This is a genomic window from Rhodococcus ruitaii, assembly GCF_055230935.1.
The window spans coordinates 17798-44085 of the sequence record NZ_JBUYWC010000014.1 but is presented as its reverse complement, the minus strand read 5'-3'; the positions used below and the strand labels follow the sequence as shown (position 1 = coordinate 44085).

The following is a 26288-nucleotide window of genomic DNA, read 5'->3' as shown; positions in this document are numbered from 1 at the left end:
CACCGAATGACAGCGAGCCAACGGAGGACGAGATGAAGACCAAAGCCGCAGTACTGCTCGAAGTAGGCAAGCCGTTCGAACTGATGGAGCTCGAACTCGACGGGCCTGGGCCGGGAGAGGTCCTGATCAAGTACACCGCTGCGGGCCTGTGTCATTCCGATCTGCATCTCACCGACGGAGACCTGCCGCCGCGTTTCCCGATCGTCGGCGGCCACGAGGGTTCCGGCATCATCGAGGAGGTCGGCCCCGGCGTCACCAAGGTCGAACCCGGAGACCACGTGGTGTGCAGCTTCATTCCCAACTGCGGTACGTGCCGATACTGTTCCACGGGTCGTCAGAATCTGTGCAACATGGGCGCGACCATCCTCGAAGGATGCATGCCCGACGGATCCTTCCGCTTCCACTCGGGCGGAAACGATTTCGGTGCCATGTGCATGCTGGGTACGTTCGCCGAGCGGGCTACGATCTCGCAGCACTCGGTGGTCAAGGTCGACGACTGGCTCCCGCTCGAGACCGCGGTGCTCGTCGGCTGCGGGGTGCCGTCCGGGTGGGGCACGGCGGTGTATTCCGGCGACGTGCGCGCCGGCGACATCGTCGTCATCTACGGCATCGGCGGTCTCGGGATCAACGCCGTCCAGGGTGCGGTCCACGCCGGAGCGAAGTACGTCGTGGTCGTCGACCCCGTCGAGATGAAGCGCGACGCGGCCGTGAAGTTCGGAGCCACCCACGCATTCGCGACCGCGGCGGAGGCCGCAGCGAAGGTCAACGAGCTGAGCTGGGGGCAGGGCGCCGACGCCGCGCTGATCCTGGTCGGCACGGTCGACGAGGAGGTGGTGTCGGCAGCGACAGCGGTCATCGGTAAGGGCGGCACCGTGGTGATCACGGGCCTGGCCAACCCCGAAAAGCTCACCGTCCATGTGTCGGGCACCGACCTGACGCTGTTCCAGAAGACCATCAAGGGTTCGCTGTTCGGCTCGGCCAACCCGCAATACGACATCGTGCGGCTGCTACGCCTCTACGACGCCGGCCAACTGAAACTCGACGAGTTGATCACCACCAGGTACACGCTCGAAGAAGTCAACCAGGGCTACCAGGATCTGCGCGACGGCAAGAACCTGCGCGGGGTGATCGTCCACGCATCGTGAACGGGTCGCGGACACGCAACGTTCGGTAGGCAGATTCCGGAAATTCACTCGTAGACATGCCGAGGAGAACAAACTGGAGTGCAGTTCGTCGCGTCAAGATCACCTACGAGAGGAGCGCGCGATGTTCTGGGAAATCGTCGGCACTATCATCTTCGGTGCGGTCATCGGTGTGCTGGCCCGACTCGTGATCCCGGGCAAGCAGTCGATGGGCATGATCATCACCGTCATCATCGGCATCGTCGGTGCCCTCATCGGTTACTGGGTCTGGGGTGCGATCTCGTCACCAGGAAACGAAAACACCGGAGGTATCGACTGGATTCGGTGGATCATCAGTATCGCGGCCGCAGTGGTCCTGACTCTGCTCTACACATCGATGACAAGGACGAAGAATTGATCGACCAGCCCTGATTTCATCGAACCTGATGGCCTCGCCCCCCGGGCGGGGCCATCGGTCGTTCGATCACTCGCGACGAAACGGTGACCGGACAGGCCGGGCGCGGGATGATCGGAAGTGGAAGAACGATGGAAGAGGAAGGTCGACCGCATGAGCGCAATTCCAGGACCGGCATGGTTGTTCTGCCCGGCGGACCGACCCGAACGCTACGGTACGGCCGCCGCGACCGCCGACGTCGTCGTCCTCGATCTCGAGGCCGGTGTCGCGCCGGCCGACAAGGAGTACGCACGCCGCTCGTTACTGGACCGCTCCCTCGACCCGGCGCGCACTGTGGTCCGGATCAATCCGGCCGGGACCGAGGACCATCGCCTCGACCTGAGGGCGCTCGCCGACTCGCCGTACACCCGGGTGCTGCTCGCGAAATGCGAATCTCCCGAACAGGTGACGGCTCTCGCGCCCCGTCAGGTCATCGCGCTCGTCGAGTCCCCGCGCGGAGCACTCGCGATCGCCGACATAGCACTGGCGATGGGCACGATCGGTGTCATGTGGGGAGCAGAGGAGCTCGCCGTCGGATTGGGCGGTCAGAACATCCGGTACGAGGACGGTACTTACCGTGACGTCGCGAAACATGTCAGGTCGTCGGTGCTGCTCGCGGCGAAAGCGTACGGGCGCTGGGCTCTCGATGCCGCGTACCTCGACATCGGCGACCATGCCGGGCTGCGCAGCGAGGCGCTCGACGCCGTCGCGGTCGGGTTCGACGTGAAGGTGGCGATCCACCCCGATCAGGTGGGTGTGATCCGAGACGCCTACACGCCGAGCGACAAGTCGGTCGAGTGGGCTCGCAGGGTTCTCGCGGCCGTGCCCGAGTCGCGGGGCGTGTTCCGGTTCGAGGGGCAGATGGTCGACGCGCCCGTACTACGCCATGCCGAGCAGATCCTCCACCGATCCGTGGAGGCCCGCGCCAACGGGTACCGCTCGGGTCGCATGGGGGTCGAGCCGGAACGGAGGTGACAGGATGGTCCATCCACAGTGGGTTCCCAGCGAGGTGGACTTCGCAGAAGCAAGGGTGACGGCGTTCGCCCGTTTCGTCGAACAACGACACGCCGTGCAGCTGCCGGACTACAACACACTCTGGCAGTGGTCGATCGACCACTCCTCGGAGTTCTGGCAGGCCGTGTGGGAGTGGTTCGAGATCCGCGGCGGCACCGATCACGGTCCGGCGCTCGCCGACGCGACCATGCCCGGAGCCGTGTGGTTTCCCGGTGCACGGCTGAATTACGCGTCGCACGTCTTCCGGAATGCTCGCACCGACCGCCCGGCGATCGTCCACATCGACGAGGACGGGCAGCGCCGAGAGACGACATGGGAGCAACTGCACGGCCAGGCCGCGGCTCTCGCCGCCACGCTCCGCGACCACGGGGTGGGACCCGGCGACCGGGTGGCCGGGTATCTGCCCAATATCCCCGAAGCGATCGTCGCGTTACTCGCCACCGCCGGTGTCGGAGCAGTGTGGTCGGCGTGCGGACAGGACTACGCAGCTCACGCCGCGCTCGACCGGCTCGGACAGCTCGAGCCGAAGGTTCTCGTCACTGCGGATGGCTACCGGTACAACGGTCGCCAGCATGATCGCGTAGCCGAGGTCACCTGGCTGCGGGAACGCATGCCCGGTCTCGAGGTGACGGTGCTCGTGGCGCGCAGCGATGACACCGGAGACGCCCTGCTGGACCCCGGCATCCTCACGTGGGAGGAGGCCACCGCGGGCGAGCACGAGTTCGTACCCGTCCCGGTACCGTTCGACCACCCACTGTGGACGGTGTTCTCGTCCGGCACCACCGGTCTGCCCAAAGGCATCGTGCACGGCCACGGGGGAGTGCTGATCGAGCACCTCAAAGTGCTGTCGCTGCACCTCGACATCGGCCACCGCGACACGTTCTTCTGGTACACGAGCCCGAGCTGGATGATGTGGAACTTCCTCGCGGCGGGACTGCTCGTCGGCGCCACGATCGTCTGCTACGACGGTGCGCCCTCACACCCGGACACCGACCGGCTGTGGCGGATCACGGCCGACGAACACGTCACGGTCCTCGGAACGAGTCCCGGTTACGTCCTCGCGTGCATCAAAGCGGGTGTCGTCCCGCGCCGCGCACACGACCTGTCCGCTCTCCGCGGTATCGGCGTCACCGGTTCGACCTTACCACCCGCATCGTCGCTGTGGCTCGGGGAGAACGTGGGCGAGCGGGTCCAGGTCATGTCGATCACCGGCGGCACCGACGTGGTGTCGGCGTTCATCGGTTCGGTCCGGACCGTTCCGGTGTGGCCGGGGGAGTTGTCGGTGCCGTGCCTCGGCGTCGCTGTCGATGCATTCGACGCCGCGGGTCGTCCGGTGCGCGACGAGGTGGGCGAGCTCGTGGTCACCGCGCCGATGCCGTCGATGCCGGTTCGATTCTGGAACGATCCCGACGGCGACCGACTCCGCGAGGCGTACTTCTCCGTCTACCCCGGAGTGTGGCGGCACGGCGACTGGATCTCCATCACCGAGCGCGGCTCCGTGGAGATGCACGGACGCTCCGACGCGACGCTGAACCGGCACGGGGTCCGGATCGGCACCGCCGACATCTACCAGGTGGTCGAAGACCTACCTGAGATCGTCGAAGCACTCGCGCTGGGTGTCGAGCGACCGGATGGGGAGTACTGGATGCCCCTGTTCGTCGTCCTCGCCGACGGCGTGATCCTCGACGAGGCTCTCCGCGAACACATCCGCAGTGAACTCCGGGTGCGTGTCTCGCCCCGGCATGTGCCGGACGACATTCTTGCCGCGCCCGGGGTGCCGCACACCCGCACCGGCAAGAAGCTCGAGGTTCCGATCAAACGGATCCTGCAGGGCGCCGATGCCGCCGTGGCTGTCGAGCGCACGGCGGTCGACAGTCCGGGACTTCTCGATTGGTACCGAGACCAGGGGTGATGTAGAACACGTCGTGAGTGCTGCCTTACTGGACAGGTCACGTCCTGAATGTTCGGATTGCCGCATGGATATCGCCATCGACATATTTCTGATCCTGCACTTCATCGGTCTTGCCGGAATCATCGGCTCATGGCTCGTGGTCATCAAAGATCCGCGTGTCGTCATGGGCATGCTGCACGGCGCGATCCTTCAGGTCGTGAGCGGTCTCGCGCTCGTGGGTCTCAACGAGGCGAACGATGCCGACGTCAACCACATGAAGATCGGTATCAAGCTGGTGATCGCGTTGATCATCCTCGCGGTCGCGATCGTCGGTGTGAAGCGGGAGAAGCAGACCCCCGGCTCCACGGCTGCACTCGCCCACGTGGCAGGCGGCCTCGGCATCGTCAACGTGATCATCGCCGTGCTGTGGTGATCCTCTCCCACCGTCTCAACAGTGTCGTGCCGCACCGGCCTGTGGCCGTTCGGCACCGGTCCTCACCCTGTAGATTGGGCCGGTGTGTACGCGGACGGCACCGGATATGACCGGCGAGTAACCTGACTCGGTCGGTTTGTTCCGGTCGGTGGAGGGCTTGTTGCTGCGTTTTCGGGTCGGTGGGGGTCCGCTGCCGGGCTTGCCGTAACGATCCTCACCTGATCTGCAGATATACGCGGGGTACGGTGATGTGCTCCGCAGGTCGGTGCGCAGGTCGGTCGTCGTCCGACGGTGAGAGGAAGGTTGGGGTTTGGACTCGCTGGGTATCGGCGGCTCGGAAACGAAGAGGGCGAGTGCGGCAGCGGTGCCGCCCGGAGCGTTTCCCCTCTCGCCGGCGCAGCTGGGGATGTGGTTCGCTCAGCACGTCGACCCGACGGTGCCGGCCAACATCGCCCAGTACGTCGAACTCGACGGCGATGTCGACCTCGACGTTCTTCGCGAATCCAGTGCTCGCGCGGCTCTCGAAACGGGGTCGGGGTTCCTCCGATTCATCGAGGTGGACGCGCGGCCCTATCAGCTCGTAGACCCCGAGCTGGAGGCCCCGCTCGGATACGTCGATCTGCGCGACGAACACGACCCCCGGCGGGCAGCGCTCGAGTGGATGCGCGAGGACCGTAGCCGGCCCGTGGACGTGCTCCGCGATCGGCTCATCGCCGCGACGCTGCTCCGCATCGGTGAGTCCCGCTACTTCTGGTACAACCGCGTCCACCACCTCGCACTCGACGGATTCGCCGCCGCGACTTTCATGACCCGGATCGCGGAACTGTACACCGCCGCCGTAGAAGGGGGCGAGGCCAGCCCGAACCGCGCCTCGGACCTGCGCAAGGTCTATGACGTCGAGATGGACTACCGCGATTCGACCCGGTTCGCCGCCGATCGCGAATACTGGGCGGGGCAGATCGAGGGCATCGAGGAACCGTCGAGCCTGGCCGACCGCACCGCAGCGCCCGCGCCCGTGAGCCGCATCGACAGCGCCGCGCTCACCGACGACACCGAACGCCACGTCGATGCGCTCGTCGAGCGTGAGGGCGCGAGCCTCGCGACGGCCGTCGTGGCAGCCTTCGCGGCTTACGTCGCGCAGATGACCGGACGCACCGACGTCGTGTTGAGCTTGCCGGTAGCCGCGCGGACGAACGCGGTCCTGCGCCGTTCGGGCAGCATGGTCTCGAACGTGGTACCGCTGCGCCTCGATGTCACCGACGACACCACCGTCCACGAACTGGTCGCCGCGGCGGGTGCCGCCGTGTCCGGAGCCCTGAGACACCAGCGCTACCGGCACGAGGACATCGTCCGAGACCGCGACACGTCGGCCGGGGCGCAGTCCACGTTCTTCGGGCCGTGGGTCAACATCATGCTGTTCGAGAACGAAATTCGCCTCGGCGACATGGTCGGACGCATCAACATCCTGTCGACCGGTCTCATCGAAGACCTCGGTGTCAACGTCTACAAGAGTGGCGGCACCCGCGTCCACATCGACTTCGAGTCCAATCCCAATCTCTACGCAGCCGAACAGGCACGCGCCAACCACGAGCGGTTCGTCGAGTTCTTCGATCGTTTCGTCGGGTCCGACGCCGACCGGCTCGTCTGGGATATCCCGCTCGCCCGAAACGCCGAACTCGATCGGGTGGTGGTCGACTGGAACCGTACCGATCACCCGATCGAGCAGCGCACACTGCTGGCAGACTTCCGGGCCCAGGCCCTCGCGACACCCGATGCGACGGCGTTGGTCCACGAGGGTGAATCGCTGACGTACGGTGAGTTCGCTGCGCGCGTCAATTCCCTGGGCCGCGAGCTCGTCGATCGCGGAGTCGGCCCCGAATCACTCGTCGGGTTGTGTGTCCGCCGTTCGTTCGAACTCCTCGTCGGCATGTACGCGATTCTCGAGGCCGGTGGTGCGTGGGTGCCGCTCGACCCGGATCACCCGGCCGATCGCACCGAATACATCCTCGACACTGCGAAGCCGGTCGCGGTGCTCACCACGTCGCGCGACCGCGCCGATCTCCCCGATGCCGCACCGATCATCGAGATCGACTCGTTCGATTACTCCTCGCGCGCAGGTGGTCCCCTCACCGACTCGGAACGCCACGGGCCCGTACGGCCCGACACCACCGCGTACGTGATCTTCACGTCCGGTTCCACGGGCCGCCCCAAGGGGGTCGCGGTCGGTCACGCTGCGATCGACAACCAGATCCAGTGGATGAACGACCAGTACGACGTGACACCTACCGACGTCTATCTGCAGAAGACCGCCACCACGTTCGACGTGTCGTTGTGGGGCTTCTTCATGCCGCTACGTGTGGGCGCGACCCTCGTGATCGCGACCCCGGACGGGCACCGCGACCCGGTCTACGTCGCGAACAAGATCGCCGAGCACGGGGTCACGCTCACCGATTTCGTTCCGTCGATGCTCACCGTGTTCGTGGCCAACGCACCCGAGGGTGGCTCCGACACATTGCGCCACGTCTTCGTCATCGGCGAGGCGTTGCCCTCCGAAACGGCCGCCGATTTCGCGCAGCTGTGCTCCGCAGGCCTGCACAACCTCTACGGGCCCACAGAGGCCGCAGTGTCGATCACCTATCACCGTGCAGGACCGGGCGACGTACACAGCGTCCCGATCGGTATTCCGCAATGGAACAGCCGAGCGTACGTGCTCGACCGTCGCCTTCGTCCCGTTCCGGTGGGGCGTCCGGGCGAGCTCTATCTCGCCGGCATCCAACTCGCCCGCGGATATCTCGACCGGCCCGACCTGACGTCCGATCGATTCCTTGCCGATCCGTTCGGTGCGCCGGGTGACCGGATGTATCGCACCGGCGACCTCGTCCGCTGGATCGCGCCAGATGATGATCACGGCATCCTCGACTACATCGGGCGCACCGACTTCCAGGTGAAGTTCCGCGGTCAGCGCATCGAACTCGGTGAGATCGAAGCGGTTCTGCTCTCGCACGAGGCCGTGTCCCAGGCCGTCGTGCTCGTGGTGCAGACACCCACCGGCGACCAGCTGGCGGGCTATCTCGTAGCCACCCCGACGGCGACGATCGATGTTGCAGACCTGGCGGATCACGCCGAGCGTGCGCTGCCGTCGTACATGGTCCCGGCGTCGCTGATGGTGCTCGACGAGCTCCCGCTCAACACCAGTGGCAAGCTCGACCGTAAGGCGCTGCCACAGCCGGTCTTCAGCAGTACCCGCACCTTCCGCGAATCCCGTACCCCCGCGGAACGGGCCGTGTCCGCCGCGTTCGGTGAGGTGCTCGGCGTCGAGCAAGTCGGTCTCGACGACGACTTCTTCGAGCTGGGCGGCAACTCCCTCGTCGCCACCCAGGTCGTGTCCCGCATCGGTGCCGCGCTCGACACCCAGATCCCGGTACGTGCGCTGTTCGAGGCATCCACCGTGGTGGGTCTCGCCACCCGGGTGGCGAAGCAGATCGGATCGGGTGCGCGGAGCGCGTTGGTGGCGCGGCCACGGCCCGAGGTACTGCCCTTGTCGACCGCGCAGCAGCGCATCTGGTTCATCAACCGGTTCGACACCACCACCGCGGCATACAACCTGCCCTTCACGGTGCGTCTTCGCGGCAACGTGGACCCGCGGGCGCTGTCCGACGGATTTGCCGACGTGGTGCACCGTCACGAGACACTGCGCACCGTGTACCCCGAGGTCGACGGTGAACCTCGCCAGGTGATCCTGCCGGCCGAGCAGGTCATCTCGGTCCTCGAGCCGGCGGATGTCGACGAAGCGGGCCTGGAGGCCGCTGTCGTCGAGATGGCCGGTCGCGGATTCGACGTCACGACCGATGCACCGTTCCGAGTCGCCCTCTACCGGCTCGCTCCCGATGCTTATGTGCTCGCAATGGTGTTGCACCACATTGCATCCGACGGGTCGTCGTTCGGCCCGTTCGCCCGCGACGTCGTCACCGCCTACTCGGCGCGAGCCGAAGGTCACGACCCGCAGTGGGCGCCGCTGCCGATCCAGTACGCCGACTACGCGGTCTGGCAACGTGAAGCCCTCGGCCTCGAATCCGACCCGGAATCGGCTGCTGCGCAGCAGATCGCCTACTGGACCGAGGAGCTCGACGGGCTTCCCGACCAGCTCGACTTGCCGGCCGACCGGTTGCGTCCCGCCGTCTCCAGTTACGACGGCGCCAAGCACCGCTTCGACATCGACGCCGAAACCCACACGCGCCTGGTCGAGCTCGCCCGCACACACCACGCATCATTGTTCATGGTCGTGCACGCTGCCTACGCTGTGCTGTTGTCGCGACTGAGCGGGTCCAGCGACATCGCGATCGGTACTGCTGTCGCGGGCCGCGGCGAGAAAGAACTCGACGACCTGATCGGTATGTTCGTCAACACCCTCGTGCTGCGCAGCCGGATCGACCCGGGTGCCTCGTTCGAGGACTTCCTCGGCGACGTCCGAGGGACCGACCTGACCGCGTTCTCGAACGCAGATGTGCCGTTCGAGCGGCTCGTCGAGGTGCTCAACCCCGCACGCTCCACCGCGCGGCACCCGCTTTTCCAGGCGGCGCTGTCGCTCGAACCGGCGCACGCGCGTGACGTATCGTTCGCAGGTGTCCACGCGGTGGGCACCGAACTCGACATGCCGATCTCGAAGTTCGACATCCAGCTCTGGGTCACCGAGCAGCTCGACGGCGACGGACGCCCTGCAGGACTCGGCGCGGTCTTCGAGTTCGCCACGGATCTGTTCGACGAGGCCACCGTGGCCGCGTTCGGTGAGCGATTCGTACGCATTCTAGGTGGGGTCGTCGCCGACCCCACGACTCCCGTCGGCGATCTCGAGATCCTGTCGCCGGGCGAGCTCGATCGCCTCCTCGCGCCCCACGGTTCCGTCGTCACCGAGCACGTCACCCTCGTCGATCTGCTCGTCGAAGGAGGACGCCGCCACCCCGATCGCACCGCGGTGCGCGACGGCGATACGACGATCACCTATCGCGAGCTCGACGAGATGTCGAATCGCGTCGCCCGCTACCTCATCGGACGCGGTGCCGGACCGGAAGAGATCGTGGCGTTGGCCTTCCCTCGCTCCTGGGAAATGCTCCTCGGTGTCTGGTCTGTGGCCAAGACCGGTGCGGCGTACCTGCCTGTCGACCCCGAGCACCCGGCCGAGCGCATCTCCCACATGCTCGATGATTCGGGTGCGCTGGCAGGCCTGACCACGGCCGAACGATCCGGTTCCCTCCCGTCGGTCGTCGACTGGATCGATCTGGGCGACGCCGACTTCGTCGCAGAATGCGCGACGCTGTCCAGCGATCCGATCGACGACACCGACCGGCTTTGCACGCTCCGACCGGATCACACCGCCTACGTCATCTACACTTCGGGCTCGACCGGGCGCCCGAAGGGGGTCGCGGTCACCCACGTCGGACTGGCCGGACTCGTTCGCGAGTCCGTCGAGCTCTACGGGGTCACCGAAGAGTCACGGATTCTGCACATCTGTTCGCCGAGCTTCGACCCGTCGGTGCTCGATTGGACGCTCGCGGGGTCGGCAGGTGCCGAACTCGTCGTCACTCCGCCCTCGATCTACGGCGGCGCCGAACTTCGCGCACTCATCGCGGCCACGAAGGTCACCCATGCCGTCATCACCCCGGCGGTGCTCGGGTCGGTCGATCCCACCGGTCTGGATTCACTTCGGACACTCAATGTCGGAGGTGACGCCTCGACCACCGATCTGGTCTCCCGCTGGGCACCGGGTCGGCGCTTCTTCAATGCGTACGGGCCGACCGAGACGACGATCGTGTCGACCCGTGCCGAGCTGTCGGTCGACGGCAGGATCACCGTGGGCACTCCAGTCGCCGGAGTGGCAGCGCATGTCCTCGATCGACGTCTCCGACCCGTACCGGCAGGGGTGTCGGGGGAGCTGTACATCGCCGGTGACGCCCTTGCTCGCGGCTATCACCATCGCGGGTCGCTCACCGCGGATCGGTTCGTCGCGAATCCGTTCGGAGGTCCCGGCGACCGCATGTACCGCACCGGCGACCTCGTGCGCTGGAACGGTGACGATCAGCTGGTCTTCACCGGCCGATCCGACTTCCAGGTCAAGGTCCGCGGTTATCGCATCGAGCTCGGTGAGATCGACGCGGCGTTGCTGAGTCACGATCTGGTGGACTTCGCCGCTACCCTCGGGCATGAAATGCCTTCGGGGCAAACAGCTCTCGTGTCGTACGTGCATGCCCGGCCCGGCGTGGCCGCTGCAGACATCGACACCGTGGATCTCGCACGTCACGCGGGCCTGTCGCTGCCCTCGTACATGGTTCCGTCCCAGATCATCGTTCTCGACGAGGTGCCCCTCACGCCGATCGGGAAGCTCGACCGACGCGCTCTGCCGCAACCCGAACTCGTCATCAGCTATCGCGAGTTCCGCGCACCGACCACCCCGATCGAAGAGACTGTCGCAACGGTGTTCGCCGACGTCCTCGGTCTGCAGGTCGTCGGATTGGACGACGACTTCTTCGAGCTCGGTGGCAACTCACTGCTCGCGACGCAGGTCGTCTCGCGACTCGGTGTCGCACTCGACGCCCAGGTCCCGGTTCGAGTGTTGTTCGAATCCGCCACGGTCGCAGCGCTCGCCGTGCGGGTGGAGCAGGAAGCCGGCCGCGGTGCGCGCATAGCGCTGTCGAAGATGCCTCGGCCCGAACGGGTTCCGCTCTCGCTTGCGCAGCAGCGCATGTGGTTCCTCAATCGCTTCGACACGCAGTCGGCAACCTACAACCTGCCGATGGCGCTGCGGCTGCGCGGCGACCTCGATGTCGCCGCCCTGCAGGTGTCGATCATGGACGTCATCGATCGGCACGAATCGCTGCGTACCGTGTTCCCGGACTCCCCCGAGGGGCCGCACCAGGTCGTTCGCGCCGCAGCCGAGGTCGTTCCTGACCTGACCCCGACGGTGATCGCGGCAGACGAACTCGCCGAAGCCGTCCGTCGACTCGCCTCCACCGGCCTCGACGTGACCTCCGACGTCCCCATCCGCGCCGAGCTGTTCGAGCTCGGAGACTCGGAACATGTGCTTGTCGTCGTAGTGCACCACATCTCGGCCGACGGTTGGTCGATCGGCCCGATGGCTCGCGACATCATGGTCGCGTATACCGCACGGACCGAGTGGGAAGAGCCGTCGTGGGCTCCGTTGCCCGTACAGTACACCGACTACACGCTGTGGCAGCGGCAGGTTCTGGGTTCCGAAGACGATGAGCAGTCGCTGATCTCGCGTCAGCTCGACTACTGGCGCCGCACGTTGGAGGGGATCCCCGATCAGCTCGACCTTCCTGCCGACCGTCCCCGACCGAGCCAGCAGTCGTACTCCGGCGCGACCGTCGAGTTTCGGATCGAACCGGAATTGCACCGGGGGCTGGTAGATCTCGCGCGGACACGTAACGCGTCGCTGTTCATGGTGGTCCACGCCGCGCTGTCGGTGATGCTGTCGCGTATGTCCGGGCAGGACGACATCGCGATCGGCACTCCCGTGGCCGGCCGCGGCGAGCAGGCACTCGACGATCTGATCGGCATGTTCGTCAACACACTCGTGTTGCGCACCGAGGTCGACGGAGCCGACGAGTTCACCCGCCATCTCGCCCGTGCCCGCGACGCCGCACTCGGCGCGTTCGGGCACGCGGACGTGCCGTTCGAGCGTCTTGTGGAGGTACTGAACCCGGAGCGTTCGACAGCACGGCACCCGCTGTTCCAGGTGATGCTCTCGTTCGAGAATCTCCGTGCCTCGCGCATCGACCTCCGTGGCCTGACCCTCGACGTCGTCGATATCGATTCGGCCGTCGCCAAGTTCGACCTGCAGCTGACTCTGACGGAGGCATTCGACGGCGACGGCACGCCCAACGGACTCGGCGCCGCCTTCACGTACGCGACTGACCTGTTCGACGCTGCAACCGCACGCGGGTTCGCCGACCGTTTCGTGCGGGTGCTCGAGACGGTCGTGGTGGATCCGACGGTGCGCGTCGGCGACATCGATCTGCTCGATGGTGATGAGCGGTTGCTGGTGCTGGAGCGGTGGAACGACACTGCGTATGCGGTCGAGTCGTCGTTGACGTTGGTGGATGTGTTCGAGGCGCAGGTGCGTCGGACGCCGGATGCGGTGGCGCTCGAGTTCGAGGGGCAGTCGCTGACGTTTGCGGAGTTCGATTCTCGTGTGAATCGGGTTGCGCGTTATTTGGTGTCGGTGGGTGTGGGGCCGGAGTCGACGGTGGCTCTGGCGGTGCGTCGGTCGGTGGATCTGTTGGTCGGGATGTATGCGATCGTCAAGGCCGGTGGTGCGTATGTGCCGGTGGATCCGGATCAGCCGGCGGATCGTAATGGGTACATTCTGGCGACTGCTGCTCCGGTGGTGGTGGTGACGACTCGGCGTGACGGGTTCGTTGTTCCGGGTGTGTCTGTTCCGGTGGTCGAGTTGGATGTGCTCGATGTGGCGGGGTTCTCCGATGCTGCGGTGACGGATGTGGATCGTGTTGCGTCGTTGCGGTCGTCGAATGCGGCGTATGTGTTGTTCACGTCGGGGTCGACGGGTCGGCCGAAGGGCGTCGCGGTCTCGCACGCCTCGATCGTGAACCGTCTCATGTGGATGCAGGACAGATATCGGCTCGACACCGACGACGTGATCCTGCAGAAGACGCCGTTCACATTCGATGTGTCGGTGTGGGAGTTCTTCTGGCCCCTGCAGGTGGGTGCGCGACTCGTCATTGCCGCTCCCGACGGTCACCGTGACCCGGATTACCTGGTGCGGACCATGATCGAGAAGTCGGTGTCGGTAGCGCATTTCGTGCCGTCGATGCTCGCCGTGTTCGTGGCAGCGTCCGGTGTCGAGATCGTGTCGTCTCTGCGGGCCGTGTTCGCCTCCGGCGAGGCGTTGTCGGCGACAGTCGCGGATCGCCTGCGCACGGCACTTCCCCAGGTGCGTCTGCACAACCTGTACGGACCCACCGAGGCTGCCGTCGACGTGACCTACCACGAGGTCACCCGGGCCGACTCGGTGTCCGTCCCGATCGGTGTCCCGGTGTGGAACACCGGTGTCTACGTCCTCGACGGCCGCCTCCAACCGGTCCCTGTGGGTGTCGCGGGTGAGCTGTATCTGTCGGGCGTGCAATTGGCGCGTGGATACGTGACGCGCCCGGACCTGACCGCAGAGCGGTTCGTCGCTTCGCCATACGCAGCGGGAGAGCGACTCTACCGAACCGGCGACCTCGTCAAGTGGGGCCGGCGTTCCGGTGAACTCGAATACATCGGCCGTACCGACTTCCAGGTCAAGCTGCGCGGCCTGCGGATCGAGCTGGGCGAGATCGAAGCCGCTCTCCTCGACACCACAGCTGTCTCCCACGCCATCGTCCTCGTACGATCGGATCCGCGTTCGGGTGAGCAGCTCGTCGCGTACCTCGTCGGGCAGCCCGGGGTCGCGCTCGATACTTCAGCGATCTCCCGGGCCCTTTCGACCCGGCTTCCTGCCTACATGGTTCCTACCGCGTACGTCCTGCTCGACCGGATGCCCCTGAGCCCGGCGGGCAAGCTCGACCGTAAAGCACTGCCGGAACCCGTGTTCGAGGTCAAGGAGTTCCGGGCACCGACGACACCCATCGAGCAGATCGTGGCGTCGGTCATCGCCGACGTCCTCGGTCTCGACCGGGTCGGGCTCGACGACGACTTCTTCGCACTCGGTGGCAACTCGCTGATCGCGACGCAGGTGGTGTCGCGGATCGGCGAGGAAGTCGGTCATCGTCTGCCGCTCCGCACGATCTTCGAGGCCTCGACCGTCGAATCGCTCGCCGTTGCCGCCGAGTCCAGTTCGGTCGAGACGGCCCGGGTGCCCCTGGTCGCACAGGACCGCCCGGTTCGGGTGCCGCTGTCGCTCGCGCAGCAGCGGATGTGGTTCCTCAACCGGTTCGACCCCGACTCGTCGGTGAACAACATCCCGGTTGCGGTGCGCCTGTCGGGCAAGCTCGACGTCGCGGCACTCGAACAAGCACTGCGAGACGTGGTCGCGCGGCACGAGTCGCTGCGTACCATCTACCCGGACGTCGATGGTTACGGATACCAGAAGATCCTCGCTCCGGTCGACGTGCCGATCGCGCTGGAGAGTATTCCCACGAGCGAGGCGGACGCCCCCGAGGCGCTGCGCGAGTTCGCCGGCACCGCGTTCGATGTGGCGCACGAAGTTCCGCTCGCGGTCTGCCTGCTCGAGCTGGCGTCCGACGAGCATCTGCTGGTAGCAGTGCTGCACCATATCGCCGCGGACGGGCTCTCGATGGTCCCGCTCACCCGCGACATCATGATCGCCTATGCGGCGCGCTCGACCGGCGACGATCCGGCCTGGGAACCGCTCGAGGTGCAGTACGCCGATTACACGCTGTGGCAGCGCGACGTCCTCGGATCCGAGGACGATCCCGGTTCGCTGGTCTCCCAGCAGATTCGGTACTGGATCGACGCGCTCGACGGAGTCCCCGCGAGCCTGGAGTTGCCTACCGACCGGCCGCGCCCGGCGGTCGCCACCAATGCCGGGGCGGTGCATCGATTCGACATCAGTGCAGACCTGCGCACCGCGATCGATCGGCTGGCGCACGAACAGCGCACCACAGAATTCATGGTGGTCCACGCCGCCCTCGCGGTGCTCCTCGCACGGCTCGGGGCGTCGGACGACATCACGATCGGCACCCCGGTCGCCGGTCGCGGTGAGCGCACCCTCGACGGACTGATCGGCATGTTCGTCAACACGCTCGTGCTCCGCACGCACGTCGATTCGGCGCGGACGTTCGGCGAACTGCTCGCCCACGTACGTGAATCCGATCTCGGGGCATTCGCCCACGCGGAGATCCCGTTCGAGCGGCTCGTCGACGTGCTCGCGCCCGTCCGTAGCCAGGCCCACAATCCGTTGTTCCAGGTGATGCTCGCGTTCCAGAACATCGGTCAGGTGTCGCTCGAGTTGCCGGGCATGACAGTGTCCGACATCCCACTCGACAGCGGCATGTCGAAGTTCGATCTGGTGGTGACCGTCCTCGACGTCCCGATCGGCAGTTCTGCGGACACCGGTTACTCGGTCGAATTCTCCTACGCCACAGATCTGTTCGATGCGTCGACCATCGCTGGAATGAGTGAGCGGTTCGTCTCGCTGCTCGAGGCGGCCACCCACACGCCGGCACTACCGGTCGGCGACCTTCCCCTGCTCACGGACGCCGAACTCATCGCGGTCGAGTCGGCTTCCCGTGGAACCGAGCATCCCATCGACTCCGCGGTCACATTGCCGGTCCTGCTGGAGCAGCAGGTGGCACGTACCCCGGACGCTTGCGCACTGATCCCGGGCACCGACGCACTCGGTGCACCGCGCACATATCGGGAGTTCGGACGCGAGGTGAACCGGCTCGCCCGCTACTTCGTGCACCGGGGTGTCGGACCCGACACTCGCGTGGGGGTCGTGCTGACCCGGTCCGTCGATATGGTTGTCGTCATACACGCGGTGATTGCCGCCGGCGGCGCGTACGTGCCCGTCGATCCCGAGCAACCTTCCGAACGCATCGAGTTCATCCTCGGCTCTTCGGCGCCGTCGCTGCTCGTCACCGCCGGGTCTGCGGCATCCGCGCTCGTCGGAACCTCGGTAACCACATGTGATCTCGACGCACTCGACCTCACAGGATTCGACGACACCCCCCTCACCGACGCCGATCGCACCGCACCGCTACGTGCCGAGAACCTCGCGTATGTGCTGTACACGTCCGGATCGACCGGTCGGCCCAAGGGGGTCGGTGTCACTCACGGCTCCGTGATCAACCAGATGCTGTGGATGCAAAACCGATTCGCGTTCTCGGAATCGGACGCAGTACTGCTCAAGACTCCCGTGACGTTCGACGCATCGGTGTGGGAGATCTTCCTGCCGCTGCAGACCGGTGGCTCCATCGTCGTGGGGGCCCCGGACCTCCACCGTGATCCCGCTCGGCTGGCGGCAGAAATCGGTCGCACCGCCACCACGGTGGTGCAGTTCGTCCCCACTGTCTTCGACGCGGTTCTCGAACATCTCGAGCAGGCTGCTGCGGCATCGCTCACCCACGTCTTCTGTGGTGGCGAGGCGCTTGCGGCCGGCAGCGCCGCCCGGTTCGCTGCCCTCGGGGATGCGCCCGTGCACAACGTCTACGGACCGACCGAAGCGACGGTGCAGACCGTGTACCGGACCGCAGGAGCCGATGACGATCGGATCGTGCCGATCGGCCGTCCGGTATGGAACACCGATGTGCTCGTACTCGACTCGCGGCTGCGTCCGGTTCCCGTCGGAGTGTCGGGGGAGCTCTATCTCACCGGTGCTCAGCTCGCCCGTGGTTACCAGGGTCGCGTGGATCTGACCGCGGAGCGATTCGTTGCGGATCCCCGCTCGACGACCGGTGAGCGGATGTACCGGACCGGCGACCTCGTCAAATGGGTCCCGGTCGCCTCCGGCGGCACGGGAACGACATCCCTCGAGGTGCTCGAGCTCGAATACCTCGGCCGCACGGACCACCAGGTCAAGCTGCGTGGCCTCCGGATCGAGCTCGGCGAAATCGAGTCGGCCCTGGCTGCGCTGAGCGGGGTACGGCAGGCCGTGACGACCGTTCGCGACGACCCGGGCGCAGGCCCGCAGCTCGTCGCGTATGTGGCGCCCGAATCCGGGGCCACACTCGACCCTCTTGATATGAAGGCCGAACTCGCGCAGGGACTTCCGTCGTACATGGTCCCGTCGGCGATCGTTGTGGTCGATGCGTTCCCGCTCAACGCCAGCGGGAAGGTTGATCGAAATGCGTTGCCGGCTCCGACCTTCGAGATTCGTGAGTTCCTGCCGCCGCGCACGCCGGTGGAGGAGATCATCGCTGGAGTCTTCGCTCAGGTCCTCGGTATTCAGCGGGCGGGCCGAGGCGACGACTTCTTCGCACTCGGCGGCAATTCGCTCGTAGCGACGCAGGTCGTTGCCCGCCTGGGTGAGGCACTCGGCGCACGGATTCCCGTGCGGGCTCTCTTCGACGCACCCACTGTCGAAGCGCTTGCGGTGCGCATCGAGCAGGCTGCCGGAACCACAACTCGACCGAAGCTGGCACGCGGCACCCGCCCGGAGCGGATCCCGCTGTCACCTGCCCAGCAGCGCATGTGGTTCCTCAACCGATTCGACGCCGCGTCCGCGGTGGACAACATTCCGGTCGGCGTCCGGCTGACCGGGACCCTCGACGTCGTGGCGCTGACCGCTGCTCTCGGCGACGTCGTCGACCGTCACGAGTCGCTCCGCACGATCTACCCGGACGTCGGGGGTGTGGGATACCAGTCCGTGCTTGCCTCACACGAGGTGGAGTTGATCACTGAGAGCGTCGACGAGGCCTCACTGATCGTACGCGCGGAGCAACTCACCGCGTTGGGATTCGATGTCACCGTCGAGGTCCCGATGCGGGTGGTGCTGTTCGAACTCGGGGCACGCGAACACGTGCTGTTCCTCGTGGTGCACCACATCGCATCCGACGGATTCTCGCTGCGTCCGCTCGCTCGCGACATCATGGTCGCCTACGCGTCTCGGACCCACGGCGAGCCGCCGGCCTGGCAGCCGCTCGCCGTGCAGTACGCCGACTACGCCTTGTGGCAGCGCGACGTCCTCGGATCCGAGGACGATGCGGAGTCGGTGCTCTCGGAGCAGATCGGGTATTGGACCGCCCAGCTTGCCGGACTTCCGGATCAGCTGGATCTCCCGGCCAACCGGTTGCGCCCCGAGACCGCGACCGGCGAGGGACGGACCAGCAGTTTCCGGATCGACCCGATGCTGCATGCGCGCTTGAACACGCTGGCACGCGAGCACAACACGTCGTTGTTCATGGTGGTTCACGCCGCTCTGAACGTGTTGCTGTCGAGGCTGTCGGGCACTGACGATATCGCCATCGGCACGCCGGTTGCCGGGCGCGGCGAGGCGGCACTCGACGACCTGGTGGGCATGTTCGTCAACACCCTGGTGCTGCGCACCACGTTCGACAACGATGCTCCGTTCGAGCAGTTGCTCGCCCAGGTCCGCGAGGCCGACCTCGATGCCTTCGCGCACGCCGACGTTCCGTTCGAGCGGCTTGTGGAGATCCTCGATCCGCAGCGGTCACAGGCGCGGCATCCGCTGTTCCAGGTGGCTCTGACGTTCCAGAACACAGGCGCAGTGGATTTCGAACTCGACGGGATCACCGCGAGTGCGTTGGAATACGAAGCTCCTACAGCCAAGTTCGACTTGCAGTTCACCTTCGCAGACACGATCGGCACTCGAACGGCGGGTGCCGACAACGGCGTCGGAGGTATGGATTTCGCGATCACCTACGCCACCGATCTGTTCGACGACCTGCGCGTCGCGGCGTTCGCGGAGCAGTTGCTGCGGATTCTGCGCGCGGTGGTGGAGGATCCGACGGTTGTGGTCGGCGACATCGGGATTCTCGATGAGTTCGAGCGTGAGCTCGTGGTGTCGCGGTGGAATTCGCTGGGTGATGATGTGGCGCCGGCGGACGTGACGCTGGTGGAGATGTTCGAGGCGCAGGTCGCTGCACGCGGTGATGCTGTGGCGGTGAAATTCGGCGACGACGCGGTGTCGTACCGGGAACTCGGCTCGCGGGTGCGGCGTCTGGCGCGACACCTGATCGATGTCGGTGTGGGTCCGGAATCGTTGGTGGCGATCACCCTGCCGCGATCGGTGGATTTGGTGGTGGCGCTGCTCGCGGTGCTCGAGGCCGGTGGTGGCTATTTGCCGGTGGATCCGAATTCGCCGGCCGAGCGCATCGAGTTCCTGGTGTCGGATGCGCGGCCGGTGGCGGTGGTGACGCATTCCGACGAGGATGTGGCCTTCCCGAGTGGTGTTCCGGTGGTCGAGCTGGACCGGGTCGACCTCTCCGGTGTGGACGACACGCCGATCTTCGATGCGGAGCGTCGGGGTCCGCTCGTCTCGACGAACCTTGCGTATGTGATCTACACGTCGGGTTCGACGGGCCGGCCGAAGGGTGTGCTGATTCCGCATCGCAACGCGGTGCGGTTGATGGTCAACACCGAATCGGTGTACGGGTTCGGTTCGTCGGATGTGTGGACGATGTTCCACAGCTATGCGTTCGACTTCTCGGTGTGGGAGTTGTGGGGTCCGCTGTTGTACGGCGGGACCCTGGTGGTCGTCGACTACTTCACGTCCAGGTCGCCGGAGGCGTTCCGGGAGTTGCTGGTTCGCGAGCAGGTGACGGTGCTCAATCAGACGCCGTCGGCGTTCTACCAGCTTGCGGAGGCCGATCGTGTGGCGTCCGATGGTGCGCAGTTGGTGTTGCGGTATGTGATTTTCGGTGGTGAGGCGCTCGAGCCGCGTCGTTTGGCGGGGTGGTTCGAGCGGCATGGGGATACCGGGCGAGCGCAGCGGCGGGGAAGTGGCACTGCGCCGCGGTTGGTGAATATGTATGGGATCACCGAGACGACGGTGCATGTGTCGTATCGGGAGATCGGCGCCGATCTCGCGGAGGCCGGATCGGCGAGTGTGGTGGGTGTGCCGATCGCGGGTCTGCGGGTGTATGTGCTGGACCGGCGACTGCAGCCGGTCCCGGTGGGCGTCGCGGGGGAGATGTACGTCGGTGGCGGTCAGCTCGCGCGCGGGTATCTGCGTCGGCCGGAGTTGTCGTCGGTGCGGTTCGTGGCCGATCCGTTCTCGGCGGATGGTGCGTTGTTGTACCGCACCGGTGATGTGGCGCGTTGGGTGGTCTCAGGTGATCTCGAGTATCTGGGGCGCGCCGACGACCAGGTCAAGATTCGTGGTTTCCGTATCGAGCTCGGTGAGGTCGAGGCGGCGGTGCTGGCGCAGGAGGCGGTGGCACAGGCGGCGGTGATCGTGCGTGAGGATGCGCCGGGTGCTGCGCGGATCGTTGCGTATATGGTTGCTGCCGAGGGCGTTTCGGTGGATGTGGATGCGTTGCGTGACGGTGTGGGTGCGGTCGTGCCCGAGTACATGGTGCCGTCGGCGTTCGTGGTGGTCGAGTCGATTCCGTTGACGGTCAACGGCAAGTTGGATCGTCGGGCGTTGCCGGAGCCGGTGTTCGAGACGCGTGTGTTCCGTGCGCCGTCGACTCCGATCGAGGAGATCGTGGCGGGCGTGTTCGCCGATGTGCTCGGGGTCGAGCGGGTCGGTGCGGACGATGACTTCTTTGCGTTGGGCGGTAACTCGCTGATCGCGACGCAGGTGGTGTCGCGGTTGGGTGCGGCGTTGGATGCGCAGGTACCGGTGCGTGCGTTGTTCGAGGCGTCGACGGTGTCGGTGTTGGCCGCGCGAGTGGAGCAGGAGTCGGGCCGTGGTGGGCGGGTTCGGCTCGAGGCGCGGCAGCGTCCGGTGCGGGTGCCGTTGTCGCTCGCGCAGCAGCGGATGTGGTTCCTCAACCGGTTCGATCCGGAGTCGACGGCGTACAACATTCCGTTCGCTTTGAGGCTGACCGGCGAGCTCGACGCGGCAGCGCTGCAGTCCGCGGTCACCGACCTGGTGGCGCGGCACGAGTCGTTGCGTACCGAGTACCCCGAGACCGGCGACGGTCCGGTGCAGAAAATCCTCCCGGCCGCGCGGATGTCGGTCGATCTCACTCCGGTGGACATCGCCGCAGACGATCTCGAGACGCGGCTGCGGGACATCGCCGCGACGACCTTCGACGTGACGAGCGAAGTACCGCTGCTCATGCGGTTGCTGCGCATACACGACCACCAGCACGTGCTCGCGGTCGTGGTGCACCACATCAGCGCGGACGGCTCGTCGATGGTGCCACTCGTGCGCGATCTTGTCACCGCGTACGCGGCGCACACCTCCGGAGCCGATCCAGTGTGGGCGCCACTGCAGGTGCAGTACGCCGACTACGCCCTGTGGCAGCGGGAGGTTCTCGGCTCCGAAGATGACGAGGATTCGATTGCGGCACAGCAGATCGGGTACTGGCGCGACGCGCTCGCCGATCTGCCCGACCAGCTGGATCTGCCGCTCGACCGTCCACGGCCGGCGAAGCAGTCCTTCCGCGGTGACCGCATCGAGTTCGTGATCGGCGCCGATATGCATGCCGGGCTCCGCGACCTCGCTCGGAGCCACAACGCAACCGTGTTCATGGCCGTGCACGCGGCGTTCGCGGCGCTGCTCGCGCGATTGTCCGGATCTTCGGACATTGCAGTGGGTACCCCGATTGCGGGTCGCAACGAGCAGTCCGTCGAAGACATCATCGGTATGTTCGTCAACACCCTCGTGCTCCGGCTCGAGGTCGACGCAGGAGCATCGTTCACCGATCTCCTCACGGCGGCCCGCGAGACGGATCTGCAGGCATTCGCGCACGCCGACGTGCCGTTCGAGCGGCTCGTCGAGGTGCTCAATCCGGCGCGCTCGACGGCCCGGCATCCGCTGTTCCAGGTGGGCTTCTCGTTCCAGAACCAGGCCGGAACCGAGCTGCAGCTACCCGGACTCGCGGTGGCTCCGCTCGATCTCGAGGGCGGGACGGCGCAGTTCGACCTGCACCTGATCGTCGCCGACCGGTATGACGACGCCGGCACACCGGCCGGCATCGATGCGATCCTCACGTACGCCACCGATCTGTTCGACGACGGCACCGCCCGCGGTGTGGCCGCCAGGTTCGAGCAGCTCCTCGGTGCCGTCCTGCAGGCGCCTGCCGCGCCCGTCGGTGATCATGCGGTGTTGCTCCCCGGCGAGCGCGACGATGTGCTTGCCACGTGGAACGACACCGATCACCACGTCGACGGTTCGTGCACGCTCGTCGACCTGTTCGACGCGCAGGTCCGACGTGACGGCGGCGCGGTGGCGCTCGTGTACGAGGGTGCGCAGTGGACGTATGCAGAGTTCGATACGGCGGTCAACCGTCTCGCCCGGCATCTGATCGGTGCCGGGGTCGGTCCGGAGGACCGCGTCGCGCTCGCCGTCCGTCGCTCACCCGAGTTGCTGATCGGCATGTACGCGATCGCCAAGACCGGTGCTGCCTATGTGCCTGTCGACCCGGATCAGCCGTCGGAACGCAATCAGTACATTCTCGGCACCGCCGCACCCGTGGCGGTGGTCACCACGGCGGCAGACCGGATCGAAAATTCCGGTGTGCCCGAGGTCCTGCTCGACGAGCTCGATCTCTCGGACCTCTCCGACGCACCGATCACCGACCGCGACCGCAGATCGCCGCTGCGCGCGCACAACACCGCCTACGTGATCTTCACGTCCGGGTCGACCGGTCGGCCGAAGGGTGTCGCAGTGCCGCACGCTGCGATCGTCAACCAACTCGAATGGAAGCGTTCCGCGTTCGATCTCGGGCCGGAGGACGCGGTGTTGCTCAAGACCATCGCGACGTTCGACCTGTCGGTGTGGGAGTTCTGGTCCGCCCTGACCACGGGGGCGCGTCTTGTCGTCGCGACCGCCGACGGCCACCGCGACCCCGACTACCTGCTGGCCCTGTTGCGCGAGCAGCAGGTGACGACCCTGCACACGGTGCCGTCGATGTTGTCGATGCTCATGACCGTCGCGAACGGCGAGGTGTCGCCGTCATTGCGGCGGGTGCTCGCGATCGGTGAGGCACTTCCGGCGCCGACCGCGCAACAGTTCCGCACGTCGAACGGTGCGAGCCTGTTCAACCTGTACGGGCCGACCGAAGCCGCCGTATCCGTCACTGTTCACGAGGTGGGCGACGACGACACAGCCGCAGTACCCATCGGTGTGCCCGAGTGGAACACCGCCGTGTACGTGCTGGACGGCCGGCTGCGGCCGGTGCCGCCGGGCGTTGCCGGTGAGCTGTACCTCGCGGGCGTCCAGCTTGCCCGCGGCTACCACGACCGCGCCGACCTCACCGCGGACCGGTTTGTCGCGGCCCCGTTCGGCCGTGGCCGGATGTACCGCACCGGCGATATCGTGCGCTGGAACCGTGAAGGCCGTCTCGAATACCTGGGGCGTGCCGACTTCCAGGTCAAGGTTCGTGGTTACCGCATCGAACTCGGCGAGATCGAATCGACCCTCCGCGATCTCGACGCAGTGGGTGACGTCGCAGTGCTCGTCCGCCACGACGCTCACGTCGGCGATCGCCTCGTCGCGTACGTCGTGCCGTCGGGCCGAGCGGATCGGCCAGCATCATCCGGCAACGGGATCGACGTCGATGCGCTCGGCGCGCGTCTCGGTGCGCGGCTGCCCTCGTACATGGTGCCGTCCGCGTTCGTCGTCCTCGACGCCCTGCCGCTCAACACCAACGGCAAGCTCGACCGAGCGGCACTACCCGAACCGGAACTCGAGGCGGGAACCTTCCGGGCGCCCACCACACCGGTCGAGGAGATCGTCGCGGCCACCGTGGCGGAACTGCTCGGCATCGAACGAGTCGGGCGAGACGACGACTTCTTCGAGCTGGGCGGCAACTCGTTGCTCGCGACCCAGCTGTCCGCCCGGCTCGGTGTGGCCCTCGATACTCGTGTCGCAGTGCGCACCGTGTTCGAGGCACCGACGATCGTGGCACTCGCGGCGCGCATCCAGCCGTCCGTCGGACACGGCGCACGTGCCGCGCTCATCGCAGGCCCGAGGCCCGACCGGATCCCATTGTCGCTGGCACAACAACGCATGTGGACACTCAATCGGGTGGACCCGGACTCGGGCGTCTACAACATCCCGGTTGCGGTACGGCTCACCGGGGCGCTCGACACGGACGTGCTCCGTGCCGCGGTCGCCGACGTCGTCGCGCGGCACGAGGTGTTGCGCACGGTGTACCCCGACACCGAGGACGGCCCCATCCAGGTTGTGCTGCCCGTCGCGGCGGCGACGCCCGATCTCGAACCGATTGCGGTGGCGTCCGTCGATCTCGTCGGCCGGCTCACCGAGGTGCTCGGCACCGGGTTCGACGTCACCGCCCAGACCCCGCCGCTGAGGGTCGCGCTGTTCCGGGTGACCGACACGGACGCCGACACCGGCGAGCATGTGCTGGCCGTCGTCGCCCACCACATCAGCGCCGACGGCTATTCGATGCGCCCGCTGATCCGCGATGTGATGGTCGCGTACCTGGCGCGGGTCGAAGGCACGACGCCGGACTGGGCTCCACTCGACGTCCAGTACGCCGACTACACGCTGTGGCAGTCGACCGTACTCGGCGACGACACGGATCCGGACAGCGAACTGGCGCGCCAGCTCGCGTACTGGACCGACGAACTCGCCGGCGTACCCGAGGTGCTCGGGCTGCCCACCGACCGGCCGCGGCCGTCGCGTCAGTCGACCGCCGGCGAGTCGATCACGTTCGCACTGGGTGAGGCTCTTGCCCAGCGGGTCGAGAAGTCCGCGCGTGATCAGGGTGCCACGGTGTTCATGGTGATGCACGCGGCGTTCGCGGTGCTGATGTCGCGACTGTCCGGGTCCGAGGACATCACGGTCGGCACCCCGACCGCGGGTCGCGGGGAAGAGGCGCTCGACGATCTCGTGGGCATGTTCGTGAACACCCTCGTGTTGCGTACCCGCGTTGCGGGAGGATCGACGTTCGCCGACCTGCTCGGGCAGGCGAAGGAGAAGGACCTCGCGGCATTCGGCCACGCCGATGTCCCGTTCGAACGGCTCGTGGACACGTTGGGGGTGCGGCGGACCAGCGCGCACACACCGCTGTTCCAGGTGATGCTCACCTTCCAGAACATCGACACCGGCGTCCTCGAACTCCCAGGCCTGGTGGTCCAGTCGCTCGAGACCGGTGCCGACCAGGCGAAGTTCGATCTGCAGTGCACCGTCGTCGAACGGTTCACCGAAGGCGGCTCCCTGGGCGACATGGACGTGACGTTCACCTACGCGACCGCTCTGTTCGACCGCAGTACCATCGAGGTGTTCATCGAACGGTTCCGGCGTGTCCTCGACGCCACGACCGACGACCCGCAGGTCGTGCTGCGCTCCATCGACCTGCGTAGCGACGACGAACGGGCGCGCGCGGCCCGTCCGCGGAAGGCCCGGACAGTGGCGGACCTGCCGGATCTGGCGGCTCGTGCGGCGGCGGTGGCGCCGGACACCATCGCATTCGGCCACAGCGATCGCGATGTCACGTTCGGCGAGTTCGCGCAGCGTCTGGAGGCGATGGCCTCGACGACGGGTGGCGCCCTCACTGCCGAAGCGCTGGTGTCGGTCGTGCTCAACGGGCTTGTCCCGGGCATGCTGCCGCAACTCGGCGCCGACGGCTTCGCTCGATTGATCCGCGAGGTGATCGCGGCTGCCGAAGCCGCGGCGGACGGGGATTAGTCCGCTGCGGAGTGGTGCGGGATAATGGAGGATCGACTGTCGTTCGGACACCGGGGGCCGTACCGTCCCCGGGTGGTATCGGGCTGCGGGTGGTATGGGGCTGCGGCACG

6 protein-coding genes are annotated in these 26288 nt (G+C 66.5%); all 6 read left to right on the top strand.

Annotation, left to right across the window (positions count from 1 at the left end; translation table 11 throughout):
- The first annotated feature begins 32 nt into the window (after positions 1-32).
- The 6 genes from ACZI8W_RS18385 (at position 33) to ACZI8W_RS18360 (ending at position 26178) form a co-directional block, all read left to right on the top strand.
- Positions 33-1145, top strand: coding sequence for an NDMA-dependent alcohol dehydrogenase (locus ACZI8W_RS18385; RefSeq protein ID WP_463369953.1), 1113 nt, complete (start codon positions 33-35; stop codon positions 1143-1145).
- Positions 1146-1266: 121 nt separating this feature from the next.
- Entirely contained in the window at positions 1267-1539 is a 273-nt protein-coding gene (locus ACZI8W_RS18380; protein WP_463369952.1) for a GlsB/YeaQ/YmgE family stress response membrane protein, read from the top strand.
- Between the two features lie 150 nt (positions 1540-1689).
- Complete coding sequence (locus ACZI8W_RS18375; protein ID WP_463369951.1) at positions 1690-2550, top strand: HpcH/HpaI aldolase/citrate lyase family protein; 861 nt, start codon at positions 1690-1692, stop codon at positions 2548-2550.
- Positions 2551-2554: 4 nt separating this feature from the next.
- On the top strand, positions 2555-4501 hold the full coding sequence (locus ACZI8W_RS18370) for an acetoacetate--CoA ligase (RefSeq protein ID WP_463369950.1): 1947 nt from the start codon (positions 2555-2557) through the stop codon (positions 4499-4501).
- 64 nt (positions 4502-4565) lie between these two features.
- Positions 4566-4913, top strand: a complete 348-nt coding sequence (locus tag ACZI8W_RS18365; protein WP_463369949.1) for a hypothetical protein — start codon at positions 4566-4568, stop codon at positions 4911-4913.
- 310 nt (positions 4914-5223) lie between these two features.
- Positions 5224-26178: a non-ribosomal peptide synthase/polyketide synthase gene (locus tag ACZI8W_RS18360; protein WP_463369948.1), complete on the top strand. Its 20955-nt coding sequence runs from the start codon at positions 5224-5226 to the stop codon at positions 26176-26178.
- The last annotated feature ends 110 nt before the right edge of the window (positions 26179-26288 follow it).